Genomic DNA, 17,118 nt, shown 5'->3' with positions numbered 1-17,118 from the left:
GCGCATCGGCTCAGAGTAATGCAGCCTGCCGCCAATCGGAGGGCAGCCCTTCGCCGCGCCAGCGGTCGGTCGTCTGCTCGACGGTCATGCGGTCGGCCGCGATCGGCGGGCGGAACTGAAACGCGATCACGTCCTCAATCGAGCCGCGCAGCCACCGGTCGTACTCGCCCGGCTCGAGCAGCACCGGCATGCGATCGTTGGTCGGCATGACGGCGCTGTTCGCGTCCATCGTCATGCCCGCATAGACCGGGCCGAGCTCTTCCGTGTTCCGGCAAAAGCCCGCCCAGGCGAGGATCGGCTGCCCCTTCACCGAAAACCACGTCCGCGTCTTCGCGCCGGACGGGCCGTCCGGGTTCGCGAAATGCGTGATTGGGATGATGCAGCGATAGCGGGGATCGACCACCAGATGCTCCCACATCGGGTTCGTCAGGTCGGCGACGAGGCCGATCTTGTCCGGCCCTTCCTCGGGCGGCCCGCCGCCCCGCGCCCGGCGCGGGAAGCCCCAGCGCATCGTCCGCAGCATCCGCGCGCGTTCGCTCTCGAACACGGCGAGGCCCATCAGGCCTTCGACCGTCTGCGCCGGCACGGCGAGATCCTGCGGATAGCTCGCGCCGAAGCGCGAAGCGATCTCGCCCGCCGTCGCCATGAAACAATGCAGCCGCGACATGCGCCTCTCGCTACCGACTCGGAAACCGGCGCGCCTTATAGCGCGGAACACAAAGAGAACAAATCTCTTTCCAGACGGACCATTTTGGACTTATCGTCGCCGTCCTTCGAGTCGGAACAACCGAGACACTGACATGCAGACCGAGCCCCTGCGTGCGCTGGCGCGCACGATCTATGACGCCTGTTTCCCCACCGACGAGGTCGCGCCCGTGGGCTTCGACGAAGCCGAGCGGTTCGAGACGATCCATTACCGCCGCGCGGTGACGGCGGCCAAGGGCGCGCAGCTTCACCTCCAGGAACAGCCGACGCTGTTTTGAGGGATGGCCCGCGACAATCTCGCGGAGGAATGGCCGCCGTTGCGCACCGTCACCGATCTCGCGCTGCGCTTCTGGAACGTCCGGCTCTCCTGCCAGCGCTGCGGCCACCAACGGGTCCTGCACGGCGCGGCCCTGTGGAAGCTGTTCGACCGGAAAGGCTGGCGCGACGATGTGCAGAGCGCGGCGCGGCGGTTTCATTGCGCCTATTGCCGCAAACAGGACGGCTCGCTCGTCCGGCCCCGGCTGGACAAGACGAAAGACCCGCCGACCGGCGCGGTCCTGCCACTGCCGAGCGACGCGGAGTGGAAGAAGCTGACGGCGCGATACAGAAGTTAGTCGGACCCGTCCTGCACGAAGCGCTCGGATTTGAGCAACCAACGGTGCTGATGGTAGTATCATTACCTGTGTCGCAATCGGAGCCGCGCTGAGCATGCCGAACTCGATGTCGCGCAATCGCTTGGATTAAAGAGCGGATAGTTATGCGCGCTTCCGCACCGCAAGATTTAGAAACTCCGAGGCGTTTCTGGAGAATCGGGCTAGATATATGCCCTATCGGATTCCCATTTATCAAGGAAGCCATCAAAATCATCAGATCGTCCCCAAATATAAAATCCAAAGATACAGATTATGCGGAAAAACATATTGCGGAATATATCGCTCGTATACTTTTAGAACTTGGCCATGGAATCCACCAGATTGAAATGATGAAAGGACATATACTCGAAGAAGCTTCTACCGTAAGATGGTTTATCAATAAACAATCGATTAAAATTGACAACGATCCACGCCTTTCAGCGTTGGTGAACGAATTCGTCGCTGGCTTTCCCGATCTAATAAATAACCGATCAGCCAATCAATCTTGGTGCACTCAAACAATATCATGCATCTTGATAGAGGATCTTAAATCTATTATTGAAAATTCGCGCGAATTTGATATAATACCCACCACATTGAGAGAAGAGCTGACAAAGAGGATTGCTTTTCGATTAGGCGAGGCGGGAATGTCTTCAACAGACGCTGCTAGGATCGCTCGCACCACTGTGACCGATTTTCAACGCTCAGCGGGTAGCAAGGCCGTTCATTTGACCCACGCGTTTACCGCTGATCTTGCGGCTCAGCTCGTAGCCTCCTTCACACGTGCCCTCAATAAAACTCCCACAGAATCCTTTGGGCTAAGCGCGGAGAATTCCGTATCGATCAAAGAGCCAGAACTTCGCTGGAAAAACCGTGATGATCGCCTTCCCAAGGAGACACCGATTGAATTCCTTCGACGTGTGTGGGGCGAATGGCTAGATTCGGGCGAACTCTATCAAGACGTAATGACGCACTTTGGTGAGGATCGGCTCGTGAGAGCAGTGAGAGATTACTGTCGAGCCCGAGAATTGGACGCCAATGAGTATCTGCCGCCACCAAAACGCGTCAGGACGGATAGAGAATTTGCGACTGCGGAACCTGGCGCCCGTAGGCAAGAACTCAGAAAACTTGTGCGGCGTCGGAAGCGACCCCCTCCGTCTCCCGCCTAACCTGATCACCAAAACACCCCGCCCCAGTCAGGTGATGCCTATCAAGAACTCATTAGACGCCGCCTGTGAACAGCACAGGAGGCGCGAATGCCCACACACGAAAGCCACAGAAGCTATGGCAAAGCACGCGTCGATGGCCGCCTGCGCGCCGACGAAATCGACTTCTGCCCCGTGCTGGGCGAGTTCCGTCGCCGAGGCGAGTCCGACGACTACGCAATAGCGTTCGCCCGCGGTTTCTATCACCGCTGCCTTGAAACCGATCCGATCAACGCCACCGACCGGGTGGCGGATTTCTGGGCGTCGATCGGAGGGTGCGCAGGCCTCTTTAGAAATAATTTTCGCGGTGCACACAATCGCAGGCATTAAATCCTACAGCTTATGGTAGAAGGATGTTCTACATGTCCTTTGAACAACCCATTGCCGAACAGTTCAAGCACCATTCGGTGACGGACGACCCTGCCGCCAGTCATTTGTATAACGCGCTCGCGGATATTGTACGCCACTTGGCGAGAATTGCGGCGGAAGCCGATTATAAAGCCTTTATCGCAAGCGGCAGGATCGCGTATATTGATTGCGAAGAGGTTCTCGATGACTAAAGTGGCCCTGTACGCGCGTTTTTCGTCAGCAGAAAATCAGCGCGACGATAGCATTGACCAGCAGTTGCGGCTGCTGCGCAACCGCGCGGCGGCTGAGGGTTGGGAGATCGTCGGCGAGTATTGCGACAGGGGCCTGTCGGGCAGCAACATGGTCCGGCCCGAACTGCAACAGATGTTGGCGGCGGCGCGCGAACGAAAATTCGACATCGTGCTGTCGGAGTCGATCGACCGGCTAAGCCGCGACCAGGGCGACATCGCCCACATGCGGAAGCGCCTTCAATTCTTGGAGATCACGATCTTCACGCTGATGGAGGGTGAAATCGACGCCCTGAAAACGGGCTTCAAAGGCACGTTTTCAGAGCTCTACATCGCCGATCTCGCCAAGCGTACTCATCGCGGGCTGGAAGAGCGCGCGCTGAACGGGGAGAGCGCTGGCGGCCTCGCCTACGGATACGGGGTGGAACGTCGCTGGGACGCCCGGGGCAAACAGATCGGGGGACGGCATTACATCATCGAGGAGGAAGCGCGGATCGTTCGGCGCATTTTCAAGGAGTATGCGCGAGGGGTATCGCCGCGCGCTATCGCCATTGCGCTGAACGCGGAGGGCATCCCCGCCCAACGTGGCCGGGCTTGGCGGGACACGACCATTTACGGCAATCGCCAGCGGGGGACCGGTATTCTCAATAACGAACGATATATCGGGAAGCTGGTCTGGAACCGTCAAAAATTCTGGGTCGATCCCGACACGGCTCGTGGCAATGGCCGGATGAAGGATGAGTCCGAGTGGATTCGATCGGAGATGCCGCATCTGCGGATCGTCGATGACGATCTCTGGAACCGCGTGAAGGCGAGGCAGGCCGAACTTACGCGCCGACATCCCAATCGCGGCAACAAGCGGCCAACGTATCTCTTCTCGTTCTTGATCAAGTGCGGAACCTGCGGCAGCGGAATGTCGAAAGTCTCGACGTCGCAATATGGATGCGGCTGCGCGCGTACGAAGGGGACGTGCGACAACCGCCTGACCATCAGCCGCCTCAAGCTCGAAGAAGTCATCCTTGGCGCGCTTCGCGACAGGCTCGTGGACCCGGAACTGTGCAGGATTTTTTGCCAGGAATATGTGGCGCACATCAACCGGCTTCAGTCCCAGCAGAGCGAGTCACAGGATGCCGCACGCGAAGAGTTGAAGCGTGTCGAGCGCGAGATCGCGAAGCTGGTCGAGGCCATCAAGCGTGGCGTCGACCCCGATCTGCTCAAAGACGAAATCAATGCCCTTTCGCTCAGAAAACAGCGTCTGGAGTCGTCAGCTAGTGAGCGGCCCCCCACCCCTGTTTTCGTGCATCCGAACATGGCGAAGCGCTACCACGAAGAAGTGCAGCGGCTCATCGCGTCCTTCTACGACCCGGATTTCCGGGAGCAGTCCATCGACCTGATCCGAAGCCTGATCGAAAAGATCGTGCTGACGCCGAACGCCGACCGCACGAGCTTGGTCATCGATCTGTACGGTAACCTCGCCGGTATCTTGTGCATGGCAGCGGGGCGCCCCCCGTTGGCGATGGGCGAGGCAGCCACTCTAAGCCTGTCGGAAATGGCCGAGCTAGATCGGATAAAGCTGATCACGGATGCAAAACAGGAACACGACCCGGCATTAGCAGGTCTGAATGGCTGGGGCGGCAGGATTCGAACCTGCGAATGCCGGTACCAAAAACCGGTGCCTTACCACTTGGCGACGCCCCAACGGGAGCCGCGCTTATAGCCAGCGCGGCCCCGGATGGAAGGGGTGGTTTTCCCGCGTCACGGCACCGGCCCGCTCCCCCACCCGGCCTCCCTTACTTTAATATTCTATGGGAGGCCGGGTGGGGGAGCGGGCCAGTGCCGTACCCAATCAAAAGAGCCGCTTTACCCAGCCGTGCGGATCGGGCGCGCGGCCGCGCTGGATCGCGACGAGGTCGCTCTTGAGCTTCTGCGCGACCAGGCCGGGCCCCTGATTGCCGATGGTGAATTCGAAATCGCGCCCGCGCACCTTGCCGATCGAGGTGACCACCGCCGCGGTGCCGCAGGCGAACGCCTCGCGCAGCTTGCCGCTCTCGGCATCGGCCTTCCACTGATCGATGCCGTAACGCTCCTCGCGCACGGTGATCCCGGCATCCCGAGCGAGCGTGAGCAGCGAATCGCGGGTGATTCCGGGCAGGATCGTGCCGCCCAGCGGGGGCGTCTGGATCGATCCGTCCTCGAACACGAACATCACGTTCATGCCCCCCAGCTCCTCGACCCAGCGGCGCTCGGCGGCGTCGAGGAACACCACCTGGTGGCAGCCCTCGCGGATCGCCTCGGCCTGCGCGACCAGCGAGGCGGCGTAATTGCCGCCGCACTTGGCGGCGCCGGTGCCGCCGGGGGCCGCGCGGGTATAATGTTCGGACGCCCACAGCGTCACCGATTCGGCGCCCTTGAAATAAGCGCCGGCGGGCGAAGCGATCACCATATAGGTGAACTCCGAGGCCGGCTTCACGCCCAGAAAGGTTTCCGAGGCGAACATGAAGGGGCGCAGATAGAGCGATCCGCCCTCGATCTCGGGAATCCAGCCCTGATCGGCCTTCACCATCTCCTCGAGCGAGGCGAGGAACAGTTCCTCGGGCATTTTCGGCATCGCCATCCGCTCGGCCGAATCGTTGAAGCGGCGCGCATTGGCCTCGGGGCGGAACAAGGCCGCGCCGCCATCGGGCAGGCGATAGGCCTTGAGCCCCTCGAAAATCTCCTGCGCATAATGGAGCACCGCGCAGGCCGGATTGATCAGGATCGGCGCGTGGGGCTCGACCGTCGGGCGATGCCAGCCCTTCTCGTCCGAATAGCGGATCACGACCATGTGATCGGTCAGCGCCTTACCGAAGCCGGGATTGGCGAGCGTCTCCGCAAGTACCTCGGCCGAAACCGGGTTCGGATGCGCCTCGAACTCGAAATCCAGCACCGTCGCGTCTTCCATCTCGCTTGTCCGCTCTGCTCTCTTCGGGTTGCGAAGGAGTAAGGCGCGTGGCAAGATACGTCAACATGGCTGCCCCAATTCCCGCCTCGCCGCTGTTCCTGCGCGAACCCGAGATCCGCCGCGGCATCGAATTGCTCTATTTCGGCTATTCGCACCTGACGCGCTCGATCGATGCCGGGCTGGCGCAGCAGGGGCTGGGCCGGGCGCACCACCGCGCGCTCTATTTCATCGCGCGCAAGCCCGATCTGACGGTGAGCGAGTTGCTCGCCTTGCTGGCGATCACCAAACAGTCGCTCGGCCGCGTGCTCGGCGACCTCGACGCGCGCGGGCTGGTCGAGACGCGCACCGGCGACAAGGACCGGCGCCAGCGCCTGCTGCGGCTGACGCCCGCGGGAGCGGCGCTCGAGACCGAATTGTTCGAGGCGCTGCGCGAGAAGCTCTCCGCCGCCTATTCGAGCGCGGACCGCGAGGCCGTAGGCGGCTTCTGGGCGGTGCTCGAAGGGCTGGTGCCCGAGGAAGAGCGCAAGCGGATCGCGGCGCTGGGGCAATAGGCGCGATGATGTTCGCCAGGCAGCTGCGCGAGCGGGTGATGCGGGGCGAAATCACCTGCTCGGTCCGCATCTGGCAGCGGCCGCACGTGAAGACCGGCGGGCGTTACGCGATGGGGCCCGGCCATATCCACGTGACCTCGATCCGCGAGATCGCACCCGACTCCGTCACGGACGAGCTCGCGCGGCGATCTGGGTTCGAGGATGTCGAGGCGCTGATGAAAGTGGCGAAGCACGGCCCCGGCGACACCGTCTATCTGGTCGAGTTCGAATATCGGGAGTGAAGCCCGATCCGTTCGTGCTGAGTAGAGACCGAGTAGGCGCGTAGCGCCGTATCGAGGGCTCGTATCGAGGCATCGTGGCGCGCGGCAACCTGTCCTTCGATACGCGTTCTCGATACGCCCTTCGGGCTACGCGATCGCTACTCAGGACGAACGGCGATGGTCGGAGCCACAGCGGCGCCTCAAGCCACCTTGAACCCCTCCTTGTTCATCGCCAGCGCCAGCGCCTTGTTCTTCTCCTCGCTCAGCATCGCGCGGAGCATCGGGAAGAGGTTGGTCTCCTCTTCCGCCACATGCTCCTCGATATCGGCGCGGAAGCGGCGGACGGTGGCGATCCATTGCGGCGAGGCGGTGGGCATATTCTCCAGCTCGTAGAGATATTGCTTCACATAGCCGTGCTCCTTGTTGAGCGCGTCGGCCGCCTCGCGCTGCCCGGCTTCGCGCAGCGCCGGGTAGATCACATTCTCTTCCTCGATCGCATGCTTGGTGAGCGCGTGCTTGAGCTGCATCAGCAGCAGGTTTCGGCGCGTGGTCGCATTCTCGTCGGTCGCCTCGATCGCGTCGAACAGCTTGGCGACCGCGGCATGTTCGAGCGTCAGCGCCTCGACCCAGTCATGCGCGAGCGCGCTCGGCGCCTGGACGATCGCCTTGCGCCCGAACATCGCGAGCAGCCCCAGCGCGGCCCCGCCGGCGGCCGCGCCGGCGATCATGCCGAGATTGCCGCGGCTGCCATGATCGGCGCCGTTGGTTCTGGGCTTGCTCTTGAAACGTCCCTTGCTGTCGCGCGTGGCTTCGGTGGTCGCCATGTCCGCCTCCATTGGATGAGATGGCGGAAAAACCCTTGGGGCGTGAGGCTGTTCCAACCTTGGAGTCTAATTGCGCGCCGCTTCCGCCAGTTCCGCGCTGCGGCGCGCGGCCGCGGTAAGGGTGTCGTGGATCAGCCGCTTGAGCGCATTGTCATGGTCGAGCACATCGAGCCCCGCACGGGTGGTGCCCCCGGGACTGGCGACGCGGTTGGCGAGCGTGGCCGGGTTCTCGCCCGACAGGCGGCCCAGCGACGCGGCGCCCTCCACCGTGGCGATGGCGAAGCGCTCGGCCTGGTCGGCGGGAAGCCCCAGCGCCCGCCCTGCCTCGGCCAGCGCCTCGATGAAGCGGTAGACGAAGCCCGGCCCGCTGCCCGAAAGCGCGGTGACGGCGTCGAACAAGGCTTCGCTGCCGATCCATTCGACCAGTCCCAGTGGCTTCATCAGCAGCTCGGCCTCGGCGCGCTCGGGGGGATCGGCACCGTCCGAATGGAGTGCGACCACGCCCTGGCCGATGCTGCCGGGCAGGTTGGGCATGGCCCGGATCACCGTCCCCGCCTCGAAATGCTGGCCGAGCACCGCCTCCTCGACCCCCGCGAGCACCGAGATCAGCAGCCGCGCGCGCACGCCCGCAGCGGCGAACTGTGCCGCCACCGGCTCCAGCATCTGCGGCTTGACCGCGAGGATCAGCACGTCGGGCGATCCGGGCGCGACCTCGCTCAGCGCGGTGACGCCGGCCGGCACCGGGGGCAGTTGCGGGTCGATCACGGTGATCGAGGTCGAAGGGATGCCGCTGGCGATCCAGCCTCGGAGCATCGCCCCGCCCATATTGCCGCACCCGACCAGCCAGATGCTGGCGGGCGCGCCCATCACGCTTCGCCCTGCGTCTCGATGAGCGCCGCGGCGATGGCTTCGGTGGGGCTCTTGCCGCCCCACAGCACGAATTGGAACACGGGATAGAAGCGTTCGCACTCGTCGATCGCGCTTTCGACGAGCAGTTCGGCATGGCTGAGGCTCATCACCGGCTCCTCGCCGTCGATCAAAGCGGCGTGGCGGAACAGCAGGATGCCGCTCGCCGACCAGAGTTCGAAATGGCCGATCCAGAGCTGCTCGTTGACCAGCCCGATCGTCTCGTAGAGCGCGGCGCGGCGCTCGTCGGGCACGCGGATGTCCGGAAAGGCGAGGAATTGCAGGACGCCGTCGTCCTCGCGCCAGATCGCGCGAAGCTCATACTCGGTCCAGCTGCCCTTGACCTTGGCAATGATCTCGTCGTCCTCGCGCTCATGGCTCCAGCCATGCGCTGCGAAGTAATTTTCGAGCATATCGATCGGCGCTGCGTCCTCGCGGTCGAACTCGGCCTCGTCGAGCATCACAACCTCCACCCGCTTTCGCGGATGCTTGCCAATCGCCCCGGAGCGGCACAAGCGCGGCGTTTGCAAGTCTGTCGAAAAGCTGTGGAAAAAGCGTTCAAGCTTTTCCCGTCGGCTTCTTCGCCGTCTTGGGCTTGGGCGCCGCCGCCGCGCCTCCCAGCTGGGCCTCCAGCGCCGCCACCCGCGCCTTGAGCGCATCGGCTTCGTCACGCGCCGCGACCGCCATCGCCTTGGTCACTTCGAACTCGTCGCGGCTGACGAAATCGAGCCCGCCGATCCATTCCTTGGCCCGTTCGCGCGCCTGCTCGCCGCCCTCGCGCGCCATGCCCGCAAAGGTGCCCGCGGCACCGTTCACGAACTTGACGAAATCGTCGAACAGCTTGTTGTCACTCTGCATCGTTACCGGTTCCGCTATCATTCCCGTCGACCGACATGGTCTCGTTATCGACCTGAATCTGTTCACTCCCACCCGCAGAAACAAGGCTTCCCGCGTTCGGATTGAGCTGATTGATCTGATAGAGCAGGAAACCGGCATAGCCGACCCAGGCGAGATAGGGCAGCAGCAGCAGCGCCGCGCCGGTGCGGATCCGCCCGAACAGCAGGATCGTCGCGAACACCAGCACCCCCAGCGTCCCGAGCAGGATCAGCGCGGTCATCACCTGGTGCATCCCGAAAAAGACCGGGGTCCAGGCAAGGTTCACCGCCATCTGCACCGCGAACAGCACCAGAGCCGGCCCGCGCAGCGTCGATCCGCGCGCGTTGATGATCATCGCCAGCGCCAGCCCCAACAGGACGTAGATCACCGTCCAGGCGACCGGGAACGCCCATTCGGGGGGCATGTTGTCGGGCAGGAGCAGGCTCTTGTACCAGCGATTCTGCGCGCCCGAAGGCACCAGCCGCGCCGAGGTGAACCCCAGCAGCAGGATGAACGGCACCGTCACCACGGCCCATCGCAGATAGGCGAGCCTCAGCTGGCCCTTCGATGCGATTTCCCTCAAGCCTTCCTCCTTATTCCGCCGGCTGCTCCGCCAGCGGCGGCGCGCCCAGCGCCGCGTCCAATTCCCGTCCGACGGCCTGGGGCGACCCGGTCCGCTTGGCCAATCTACTATAGAGAATTGGAATAAGGAAAAGGGTGATCAGCGTTGCGAGCGCGACGCCGAAGACGATCACCACCCCGATCGAGGCGCGCGCGCCCCCCCCCGCGCCCCCCGCGACGATCAGCGGCACCGAACCGGCTATGGTCGCGATCGAGGTCATCAGGATCGCGCGCAGCCGCCGCGCAGCCGCCTGGCGAATCGCGTCGGCGATCTCGGCGCCCTCGTCGCGCAGCTGGTTGGCGAATTCGACGATCAGGATGCCGTTCTTGGCGGCGAGCCCCACCAGCATGACGATGCCGATCTGGCTGTAGAGGTTGAGCGACTGCCCCATGATCAGCAGCCCGATCAGCCCGCCGCCCACCGCGAGCGGGACGGTGGTGATGATCACCGCGGGATGGACGAAGCTCTCGAACTGCGCCGCGAGGATCAGATAGACGATCAGGATGGTGAGCGCGAACACCACCAGGATCGATCCGCCGGTCTCGATATAGGCCTGGCTCTCGCCGCGATAGCCGACCGCGAGCACCTCGGGCGACGCCGCCGCCTGCTCCTGCATGAACTTCAGTGCCTCGCCGAGCGAATAGCCGGGCGCCAGCGCGCCCTGGAAGGTGATCGCGCGCAGCTTGTTGAACCGCCCCAGATCGCGCGGTCCGGCGACCTGGCGGGTGGTGACGAGGTTCGACAGCGGCACCAGGCTGCCATCGCGCGCGCGGACATAGATGGAAGCGAGATCGGACAGCGCGCCGCGATCGGCCTCCTCGGCCTGAACGATCACGCGATATTCCTCGCCGCGGTCGACATAGGTCGAGACCCGGCGCGACCCCAGCAGCGACTGCAGCGCCTGGCTGACCGCATCGACCGACACGCCCAGATCGCCCGCGCGCTGCGGATCGACGTCGATGCGCAGCTGTGGCTTGGTTTCCTTATAGTCGCTGTCGAGATTGACGATGCCCGGATTGTTGCGCGCCGCGGTCAGGATGCGGTCGCGCGCCTTGACCAGATCCTCATAGGTCGAGCCCGCGATGACGAAACCGATCGGCTGACCGCGCCCGCGCCCCAGCGCCGAGCGGACCTGCGCATTGCCGCGGATCGCGGGCATCTGGGCAAGCTTCTTGTTGAGGTCCTGCACGACCTGCTGCGTCGTGACACCCCGCTCCTCCCAGGGGCGCAGGAAGACGACGAAGGTGCCGCTATTATAGTCGTCGCTTGCCTGGAAGCCGCCGGGTGTGCGCGTGATCAGCGTGCGGACCGCGCTCTGGTCGAGCATCGGCAGGAATTTCTCCTGCGCCTGCGTCATGTAGCGGTCCATCTGTGCGAAGCCGGTGCCCTCGGGCGCAGTGACCTGGACCTGCGCGACGCCCTGATCCTCGGCCGGCACCAGCTCGGACTTGAGCAGGGTGAAGGCCAGCCCCGCGAGCGCGAGGAAGGCGGCGACGCCGAGCAGCGGCAGCAGCGGCTTGCGCAGCACGCGATCGAGCCCGCGGCTGTACCGGTTCTCGAGGCTGCGGAACCGGTCGTCCACCCAGCCGGTGAAGCGCCCCCGCGCCTCGTGCCGGAGCAGCTTCGAACAGAGCATCGGGGTGAGGCTGAGCGCGAGGAAGCCGGAGAAGGCGATCGCCCCGATCATCGCCACCGCCAGTTCGCGGAACAGCAGGCCGGTCTGGCCGGCCAGGAAGCAGACCGGCACGAACACCGCGCAGACCACCAACGTGGTCGACATCACCGCGAACCCCACCTGGCGCGTGCCCTTGAACGCGGCGACGAGCGGCGTCTCGCCCTCCTCGATCCGGTGATAGACATTTTCGAGCACGACGATCGCGTCGTCGACCACCAGCCCGATCGCGAGCACCAGCGCGAGCAGGGTCAGCAGGTTGATCGAAAAGCCCGCCATCCACAGCACCGCCATCGCGCCGAGCAGGCAGATCGGCACCGTCACCGCCGGGATCAACGTCGCGCGCCAGCTTCCCAGAAACAGGAAGATCACCAGCACCACCAGCACCGCGGCCTCGCCCAGCGTGTGCCACACCCCCTCGATCGCCCGGCCGATGAACAGCGAATCGTCCGATCCGATGTCCATCACCATGCCCGAGGGCAAGGAAGGCTGGAGGTCCTTCATCAGCTTCTTGGCGGCATCGGCGACCGCGAGCGTGTTCGCGCCCGATTGGCGGACGATGCCGAGGCCCACCGCGGGCGCGCCGTTGACGCGGAAGCGCTGATACGGATTCTCGGCGCCCTGCTCGACCTTGGCGATGTCGCCCAGCTTGACCTGATAGCCATCGGGCCCGCGCCCCACCACCAGCTGCGCGAAGCTCTCGGGCGTGCGGAACTGGCGATCGACGCGGATCGTGACGTTCTGCTGCTTCGATTCGATGCGCCCCGCGGGCAGCTCGACATTCTGCTTCCTGAGTGCCGTCTCGACATCGGCGGGGGTCAGCTGGAACGCCGCGAGCTTTTCGGGCTGGAGCCAGATCCGCATCGACGGCCGCGCCTCGCCCCCGACGAAGACGCGCGCGACCCCGTCGATATTGGCGAACCGGTCGGTCAGGTTGCGATCGACCCAGTCGGAGAGTTCGAGCGTGGTCCAGCCGGGCCGCGCGATCGTGATGAACATGATCGGCGAGGCGTCGGCATCGACCTTGCGCACCTGCGGCGCGAGCGCGTCCTCGGGCAGGTCGTTGGCGGCGCCGCCCACGCGGTCGCGCACATCGTTCGCCGCCTCGTCGATATTGCGGCCGGGGCGGAACTCGACCGAGATGTCAGAGCCGCCGTCGCGCGACCGCGACGTGATCGTCTGGATGCCCTCGATCCCCGAAAGCTGATCCTCGAGTGGCTGGGTGATGCGCGATTCGATCACGCTCGCCGCGGCGCCGGTATAAGTGGTCTGGACCGAGACGATCGGCGGATCGGTGTCGGGATATTCGCGCACCGACAGGCTGTTGAAGCCGACCACGCCGACGATCGTCAGCAGCATCGCCATCACCGCGGCGAACACCGGGCGCCGGACGGAAAGATCCGAAAGCTGCACCGCTTACTTGCCCTTGTGGCGGTTGTTCTCGCCCCCACCCAGCCGCACCTTCTGGCTGGGCCCGCCGAGCTTGACCACGCCCTCGGTCACCACGCGCTGGCCGGGCTGGATGCCCGAGAGGATCTCGACCATCCCGTCCTGTCGGATCCCGGTGGTGACCTTCACGCGCTTCGCGGTGTCGCCTTCGAGGATATAGACATAGCTGTCATTGCCCTCGCCCACGACCGCGAGCTCGGGCACCGCGGCGCTCTCGCGCGCCTGCGATTCGATCGTGACGGTCAGCAGCATGCCGGGCTTCAGCCGCCGGTCGCCATTGGGCAGGATCGCGCGGATCGTGACCGCGCGGGTCTGCGGGTTGAGCACCGGATCGATCGTCGCGATCACGCCGTGAAAGGGCTGGTCGGGCCAGGCGGCCGCCTTGGCGAAGATCACCTGCCCCGGCGCGACGCGCGACAGCACCGTCTCGGGCACCGCGAAGTCGAGCTTGATCCGCGAGACGTCGCTGATCATCGCGATCTCGGTTCCCGCGGTCACCACCGCACCGGCGGAGATGTTGCGCAGCGACACCCAGCCCGAAAAGGGCGCGCGGATCACGCGGTCGCTGATCGTCGCGCGTGCCTGCGCCGCCTGGGCGCGTGCCTGGGCGGAGAGCGCTGTCTGGGCATCGACCGCGCTGTTGGTCGCGAAGCCGCGCGCCTTGAGCGCGTTGAGCCGGGCGAGCTGCTGGTTCGCCTCGCGCTCGCGCGCGCCGGCCTCGGCGAGCTGGGCGTTCTCCTGGCTGTTGGCGAGCACCGCCACGACCTGCCCCTTCTGGATGAACTCGCCATCGTCGAAGTTGAGCCGCACGATCCGCTCGGTCACGGGGGCGGCGAGCGTCACCTGCTCGTTGGCGACCGCGGTGCCGACCGCGTCGATCTTCTCGACGAAGCGCTGGGTGCTCACGGTGGCGACGGTGACGAGCGGGGCCTCGCGCTTGTTGGCAGCACCATTCGCCTGCTGGCCGCAGCCGCCTAGAAGCGCTGTCAGCGCGAGCATCAGAGCCGGTATTCGCATCGAACCTTAGCGGCTAACCCGCACGGGGGTGGAAACGCAAGGGCGGAGCCCTTGGTTTCGGGCTCTGGGCGATCACTATTGCCCCGGTGTTTCCAAACCGAAAGCGCGTGTCCGGCGCCCCGCGTCAGATGTCCGTCGCAACGCTCATCGAGAAGCGGCGCGATCCGTTGGGGACGTAGAAGCCGCTGTTGCCGTTCGACCAGCCGAAGGTGTTGGTCACGTTCGCCACCTGGAAGCGGAACAGCGCATCGGCTTCGCCCAGCTTGAACCGGTAACGCGTGCCGAGATTGAGGACCGCGCGGGTCGGGATGAACAGCGTGTTCGCCGAATTGGCGACGCGGTCGCTCGTCCCCTCGGCGAAGGCGTCGAACGAGAAGGGCGAATTGGGCAGCCGGTAGTCCAGGCTCAGGATCGTGTGCCGCCGGAAGCTCGCGACCGGGCGCGCGCCGATCGTGCCGTTGCGCACCTCCTCGCCCGAAACCTTGGCATCGATCAGAACATTGCCCGCCACGACATTGAGTCCGGGCAATATCTGTCCCGCGACCGAGAATTCGATGCCCCGGTTGCGGACCATGCCGAGCTGGCGGAAGCGCAGCGCCGGATCGAGGTTGAAATAGGGCTTTTCGACATCGAACACGCCGACCACCGCGGTGATCTTGCCGACGCTCCAGCGCACCCCGGCATCGGCCTGGCGGGTGCGGATCGCGGGCGGCGCCTCGTTGAGGTTGACCGCCTCGCGCGGGGCGACCGGGCTCTCCTCGAGCCCGCGCGTATAGCCGCCATAGAAGGCCAGCTTCGGCGTCGCATAAAAGGCCGCGGTTGCGCTGAACAGGATCGGCGCGTCATGGCTTTCGGGGAAGATCACCGCCGGGTTCGGATCGGTGATGCGCTTGGTGTAATCGGTCTTCTGGATACCGAAACCCAGCTCGCCAATCCCGCGCCAGCGGCCCTGATACGCCACGCCGAAGGTGGTCTGGCGGACGCGGTCCTGGGTCTTGGGCCCTTGGGTAGTGACGGGCTCCGGGCGGAAATCCTCGCCCAGGCTGGTCGAGGCGCCCAGATCGACCAGCGCCGCGCCGCCATAGCGCCGGTCCTGCGCGCGGCCGCGCACCGAGGCGATCAGCGTATGCCTACGCACCCCCTCGTCGAAATGGCGCGAGACGCGTAGCTCGCCCGAAGTCGAGGCGGACTTGTCGCCATTTTCAAGCACGATCAGCCGCTTGCCGACCGATCCGTCGGGCGCGGTATCGAACAGCAGATCGACCGCCGAGGTATCGCTGTCGAAGATCGAGCGGAACACCCCCAGCCGCACCTCGAACCCGGCCGGATCGGCGCGCGCGAGCAGGCCGTAATTGGTCTGCTCGCTATTGTCGTCGGCCCAGTGCTGGCCGTAGAATTCGTTGCGCTTGAAGCGCTTGGGCAGGAAATCGCCGCTGGTGAAGAGCAGCGGCTGCGCTTCGTTGTCGGTGTCGCGGATGCGGCTCCAGAAGGGCATGATCTCGACGCCCGGCCGCGGCGCCCAGCGCGCCACCGCGCCCAGCGAGAAATCCTGCGGCGAACCGCCATAGGGCTGGCCGTAGCGATAGATGCCCATCCCCGCCGCGAGGCCGAGCCGCTCGCCATCGATCGGCAGCTGGACATCGACATCGGCATAGCCGCCATTCCACGGCCCGAACCCCGCCCCCGCCGAGATCAGCCGCCTGGCGCCGGGCTTGCGAAGCGACAGATCGGCGATGCCTGTGGGCGCCGGGAATGCATAGCTTTGCGCGGAAAGGCCGACGCGGACCGTCGAGCCATCGGAGACGCGTCCGGTCAGCCCGGTCTGCATGTCGAAATACAGCCCTTCGATCCGGACATTGCCCGCGTCCACGGGCGAAAAACCGCGGACGTCGAAATCATTGTAGATGCCGATCGACTCCTCGCCGACGCTGGTGCCGAAGGCGTCTTCGGCCTGCGTCACGGCATTGTCGTCGGTGCGCTGGGCCAGTGCCGGCATGGTGATGAGCAGCGCCATCGCCGCGGCCGAAAGCCGCAGGGTCTCCCTCAACATCGATCACCCCAATCGTGTATTGTTGCTATAGCGCAATAACACGGTTCAGCGGCTGAACCATGGATGAACCAATAGTCCGATCAGCAATATGCAGCAATGAGGAACTCGACATTGCCCTCGGGCCCGGTGATCGGACTGGTGGCGATGCCCTCGACGGTCCAGCCCTTCGACACGAGCCAGTCCGAAACCTCGCGGCACACGCGCTCGTGCACCTGGGGATCGCGGACGACACCGCCCTTCCCCACCTCCTCGCGCCCGGCCTCGAACTGCGGCTTGATCAGCGCGACCAGCCGCCCGCCGGGCCGCACGAAACCGAGCGGCGCCTCGAGCACCTTGGCGAGCCCGATAAAGCTCGCGTCGCACACCACCAGATCTACGGTCTCGGGGATATGCGCTGCCGTCAGGATGCGCGCGCTGGTCTGTTCATGGACGATCACGCGCGGGTCCTGCCGCAGCTTCCAGGCAAGCTGATTGGTCCCCGAATCGACGGCATAGACGCGGGCGGCGCCCCGGCTCAGCAGCACATCGGTGAAGCCCCCGGTCGAGGACCCCACGTCGATCGCCACCGCGCCGCTCACGTCCCAGCCGAAATGATCAAGCGCGTGCGCCAGCTTGATCCCGCCGCGCGACACCCAGGGATGATCGCGCCCGCGCACGTCCAGCGCGACATCGTCGGCAACCGGCTGGCCGGGCTTGTCGATCTTGCGGTCGCCCGCGAACACCAGCCCGGCCATGATCAGCGCCTGCGCCCGCGTCCGGCTCTCCGCCAGTCCACGGTCGACGAGCATCTGATCGGCGCGCATCTTGGCCAT

Annotated in this window: 18 protein-coding genes, 1 tRNA gene and 1 pseudogene; 8 read left to right on the top strand and 12 right to left on the bottom strand. The window is 64.9% G+C overall.

The features are described 5' to 3' along the window. Positions 1 to 10: 10 nt before the first annotated feature. On the bottom strand, positions 11 to 667 hold the full coding sequence (locus tag OF829_RS08875) for an SOS response-associated peptidase family protein (RefSeq protein WP_264939654.1): 657 nt from the start codon (positions 665 to 667) through the stop codon (positions 11 to 13). A 133-nt stretch (positions 668 to 800) separates the two neighbouring features. Between OF829_RS08875 and OF829_RS08870 the strand changes: the two genes are divergently transcribed. The 6 genes and pseudogenes from OF829_RS08870 to OF829_RS20610 form a co-directional block, all read left to right on the top strand. Further along, a complete protein-coding gene (locus OF829_RS08870; protein ID WP_264939653.1) occupies positions 801 to 983 on the top strand; it encodes a hypothetical protein in 183 nt (60 codons plus the stop codon). 3 nt (positions 984 to 986) lie between these two features. Then, a complete protein-coding gene (locus OF829_RS08865) occupies positions 987 to 1,319 on the top strand; it encodes a hypothetical protein (protein ID WP_264939652.1) in 333 nt (110 codons plus the stop codon). Positions 1,320 to 1,462: 143 nt separating this feature from the next. Next, on the top strand, positions 1,463 to 2,506 hold the full coding sequence (locus OF829_RS08860) for a hypothetical protein (protein WP_264939651.1): 1,044 nt from the start codon (positions 1,463 to 1,465) through the stop codon (positions 2,504 to 2,506). A gap of 87 nt (positions 2,507 to 2,593) precedes the next feature. After that, positions 2,594 to 2,872, top strand: coding sequence for a hypothetical protein (locus OF829_RS08855; RefSeq protein ID WP_264939650.1), 279 nt, complete (start codon positions 2,594 to 2,596; stop codon positions 2,870 to 2,872). 32 nt (positions 2,873 to 2,904) lie between these two features. After that, positions 2,905 to 3,102 (top strand): hypothetical protein, encoded by a 198-nt coding sequence (locus tag OF829_RS08850; RefSeq protein WP_264939649.1) that lies wholly within the window; start codon positions 2,905 to 2,907, stop codon positions 3,100 to 3,102. Continuing rightward, positions 3,095 to 4,111 (top strand): annotated as a pseudogene (locus tag OF829_RS20610) (recombinase family protein); the annotation flags it as partial. The gene OF829_RS08850 and the pseudogene OF829_RS20610, both read left to right, overlap by 8 nt. 650 nt (positions 4,112 to 4,761) lie before the next feature. Here OF829_RS20610 and OF829_RS08840 read toward each other — a convergent pair. Further along, positions 4,762 to 4,836 (bottom strand) — tRNA-Gln (locus tag OF829_RS08840). A gap of 148 nt (positions 4,837 to 4,984) precedes the next feature. Next, positions 4,985 to 6,079, bottom strand: coding sequence for a branched-chain amino acid aminotransferase (locus tag OF829_RS08835; protein WP_264939647.1), 1,095 nt, complete (start codon positions 6,077 to 6,079; stop codon positions 4,985 to 4,987). A gap of 65 nt (positions 6,080 to 6,144) precedes the next feature. On the opposite strand from OF829_RS08835, the gene OF829_RS08830 reads away from it, so the two are divergent. Both OF829_RS08830 and OF829_RS08825 read left to right on the top strand, forming a co-directional pair. Continuing rightward, entirely contained in the window at positions 6,145 to 6,630 is a 486-nt protein-coding gene (locus tag OF829_RS08830) for a MarR family winged helix-turn-helix transcriptional regulator (protein WP_264939646.1), read from the top strand. A 5-nt stretch (positions 6,631 to 6,635) separates the two neighbouring features. After that, complete coding sequence (locus OF829_RS08825; RefSeq protein WP_264939645.1) at positions 6,636 to 6,911, top strand: ASCH domain-containing protein; 276 nt, start codon at positions 6,636 to 6,638, stop codon at positions 6,909 to 6,911. 179 nt (positions 6,912 to 7,090) lie between these two features. On the opposite strand, the gene OF829_RS08820 is transcribed toward OF829_RS08825, so the two are convergent. The 9 genes from OF829_RS08820 to OF829_RS08780 all read right to left on the bottom strand — a co-directional run bounded on the left by OF829_RS08820 (position 7,091) and on the right by OF829_RS08780 (position 17,118). Continuing rightward, positions 7,091 to 7,714, bottom strand: a complete 624-nt coding sequence (locus OF829_RS08820; protein WP_264939644.1) for a hemerythrin domain-containing protein — start codon at positions 7,712 to 7,714, stop codon at positions 7,091 to 7,093. A gap of 66 nt (positions 7,715 to 7,780) precedes the next feature. Then, positions 7,781 to 8,581, bottom strand: a complete 801-nt coding sequence (gene proC, locus OF829_RS08815; protein WP_264939643.1) for a pyrroline-5-carboxylate reductase — start codon at positions 8,579 to 8,581, stop codon at positions 7,781 to 7,783. Beyond that, complete coding sequence (locus tag OF829_RS08810; RefSeq protein ID WP_454877240.1) at positions 8,581 to 9,084, bottom strand: YbjN domain-containing protein; 504 nt, start codon at positions 9,082 to 9,084, stop codon at positions 8,581 to 8,583. The genes proC and OF829_RS08810 overlap by 1 nt, the downstream gene beginning before the upstream one ends. A gap of 94 nt (positions 9,085 to 9,178) precedes the next feature. Next, positions 9,179 to 9,478: an accessory factor UbiK family protein gene (locus tag OF829_RS08805; protein ID WP_264939641.1), complete on the bottom strand. Its 300-nt coding sequence runs from the start codon at positions 9,476 to 9,478 to the stop codon at positions 9,179 to 9,181. Next, complete coding sequence (locus OF829_RS08800; RefSeq protein ID WP_264939640.1) at positions 9,468 to 10,079, bottom strand: TspO/MBR family protein; 612 nt, start codon at positions 10,077 to 10,079, stop codon at positions 9,468 to 9,470. The genes OF829_RS08805 and OF829_RS08800 overlap by 11 nt, the downstream gene beginning before the upstream one ends. Before the next feature lie 10 nt (positions 10,080 to 10,089). Next, positions 10,090 to 13,203 (bottom strand): efflux RND transporter permease subunit, encoded by a 3,114-nt coding sequence (locus OF829_RS08795; RefSeq protein WP_264939639.1) that lies wholly within the window; start codon positions 13,201 to 13,203, stop codon positions 10,090 to 10,092. Between the two features lie 3 nt (positions 13,204 to 13,206). Further along, positions 13,207 to 14,256, bottom strand: coding sequence for an efflux RND transporter periplasmic adaptor subunit (locus tag OF829_RS08790; RefSeq protein ID WP_264939638.1), 1,050 nt, complete (start codon positions 14,254 to 14,256; stop codon positions 13,207 to 13,209). Positions 14,257 to 14,380: 124 nt separating this feature from the next. Beyond that, positions 14,381 to 16,306, bottom strand: coding sequence for a TonB-dependent receptor domain-containing protein (locus tag OF829_RS08785; RefSeq protein ID WP_264939637.1), 1,926 nt, complete (start codon positions 16,304 to 16,306; stop codon positions 14,381 to 14,383). A gap of 80 nt (positions 16,307 to 16,386) precedes the next feature. Further along, complete coding sequence (locus OF829_RS08780; RefSeq protein ID WP_264939636.1) at positions 16,387 to 17,118, bottom strand: TlyA family RNA methyltransferase; 732 nt, start codon at positions 17,116 to 17,118, stop codon at positions 16,387 to 16,389.

It is taken from the genome of Sphingomonas caeni (genome assembly GCF_026013415.1).
GTDB classification, from domain to species: domain Bacteria; phylum Pseudomonadota; class Alphaproteobacteria; order Sphingomonadales; family Sphingomonadaceae; genus Sphingomonas; species Sphingomonas caeni.
The sequence above is the reverse complement of the archived record's forward strand: the minus strand, read 5'-3'. Positions and strand labels throughout refer to the sequence as shown.

Coding starts and splice junctions, on each gene's coding strand:
- OF829_RS08820 (WP_264939644.1), bottom strand. CDS start 7,714: ATGGCGACCACCGAAGCCACGCGCGACAGCAAGGGACGTTTCAAGAGC.
- OF829_RS08870 (WP_264939653.1), top strand. CDS start 801: ATGCAGACCGAGCCCCTGCGTGCGCTGGCGCGCACGATCTATGACGCC.
- OF829_RS08825 (WP_264939645.1), top strand. CDS start 6,636: ATGATGTTCGCCAGGCAGCTGCGCGAGCGGGTGATGCGGGGCGAAATC.
- OF829_RS08850 (WP_264939649.1), top strand. CDS start 2,905: ATGTCCTTTGAACAACCCATTGCCGAACAGTTCAAGCACCATTCGGTG.
- OF829_RS08790 (WP_264939638.1), bottom strand. CDS start 14,256: ATGCGAATACCGGCTCTGATGCTCGCGCTGACAGCGCTTCTAGGCGGC.
- OF829_RS08865 (WP_264939652.1), top strand. CDS start 987: ATGGCCCGCGACAATCTCGCGGAGGAATGGCCGCCGTTGCGCACCGTC.
- OF829_RS08860 (WP_264939651.1), top strand. CDS start 1,463: ATGCGCGCTTCCGCACCGCAAGATTTAGAAACTCCGAGGCGTTTCTGG.
- OF829_RS08855 (WP_264939650.1), top strand. CDS start 2,594: ATGCCCACACACGAAAGCCACAGAAGCTATGGCAAAGCACGCGTCGAT.
- OF829_RS08805 (WP_264939641.1), bottom strand. CDS start 9,478: ATGCAGAGTGACAACAAGCTGTTCGACGATTTCGTCAAGTTCGTGAAC.
- proC (WP_264939643.1), bottom strand. CDS start 8,581: ATGGGCGCGCCCGCCAGCATCTGGCTGGTCGGGTGCGGCAATATGGGC.
- OF829_RS08830 (WP_264939646.1), top strand. CDS start 6,145: ATGGCTGCCCCAATTCCCGCCTCGCCGCTGTTCCTGCGCGAACCCGAG.
- OF829_RS08780 (WP_264939636.1), bottom strand. CDS start 17,118: ATGGCCAAGATGCGCGCCGATCAGATGCTCGTCGACCGTGGACTGGCG.
- OF829_RS08785 (WP_264939637.1), bottom strand. CDS start 16,306: ATGTTGAGGGAGACCCTGCGGCTTTCGGCCGCGGCGATGGCGCTGCTC.
- OF829_RS08875 (WP_264939654.1), bottom strand. CDS start 667: ATGTCGCGGCTGCATTGTTTCATGGCGACGGCGGGCGAGATCGCTTCG.
- OF829_RS08835 (WP_264939647.1), bottom strand. CDS start 6,079: ATGGAAGACGCGACGGTGCTGGATTTCGAGTTCGAGGCGCATCCGAAC.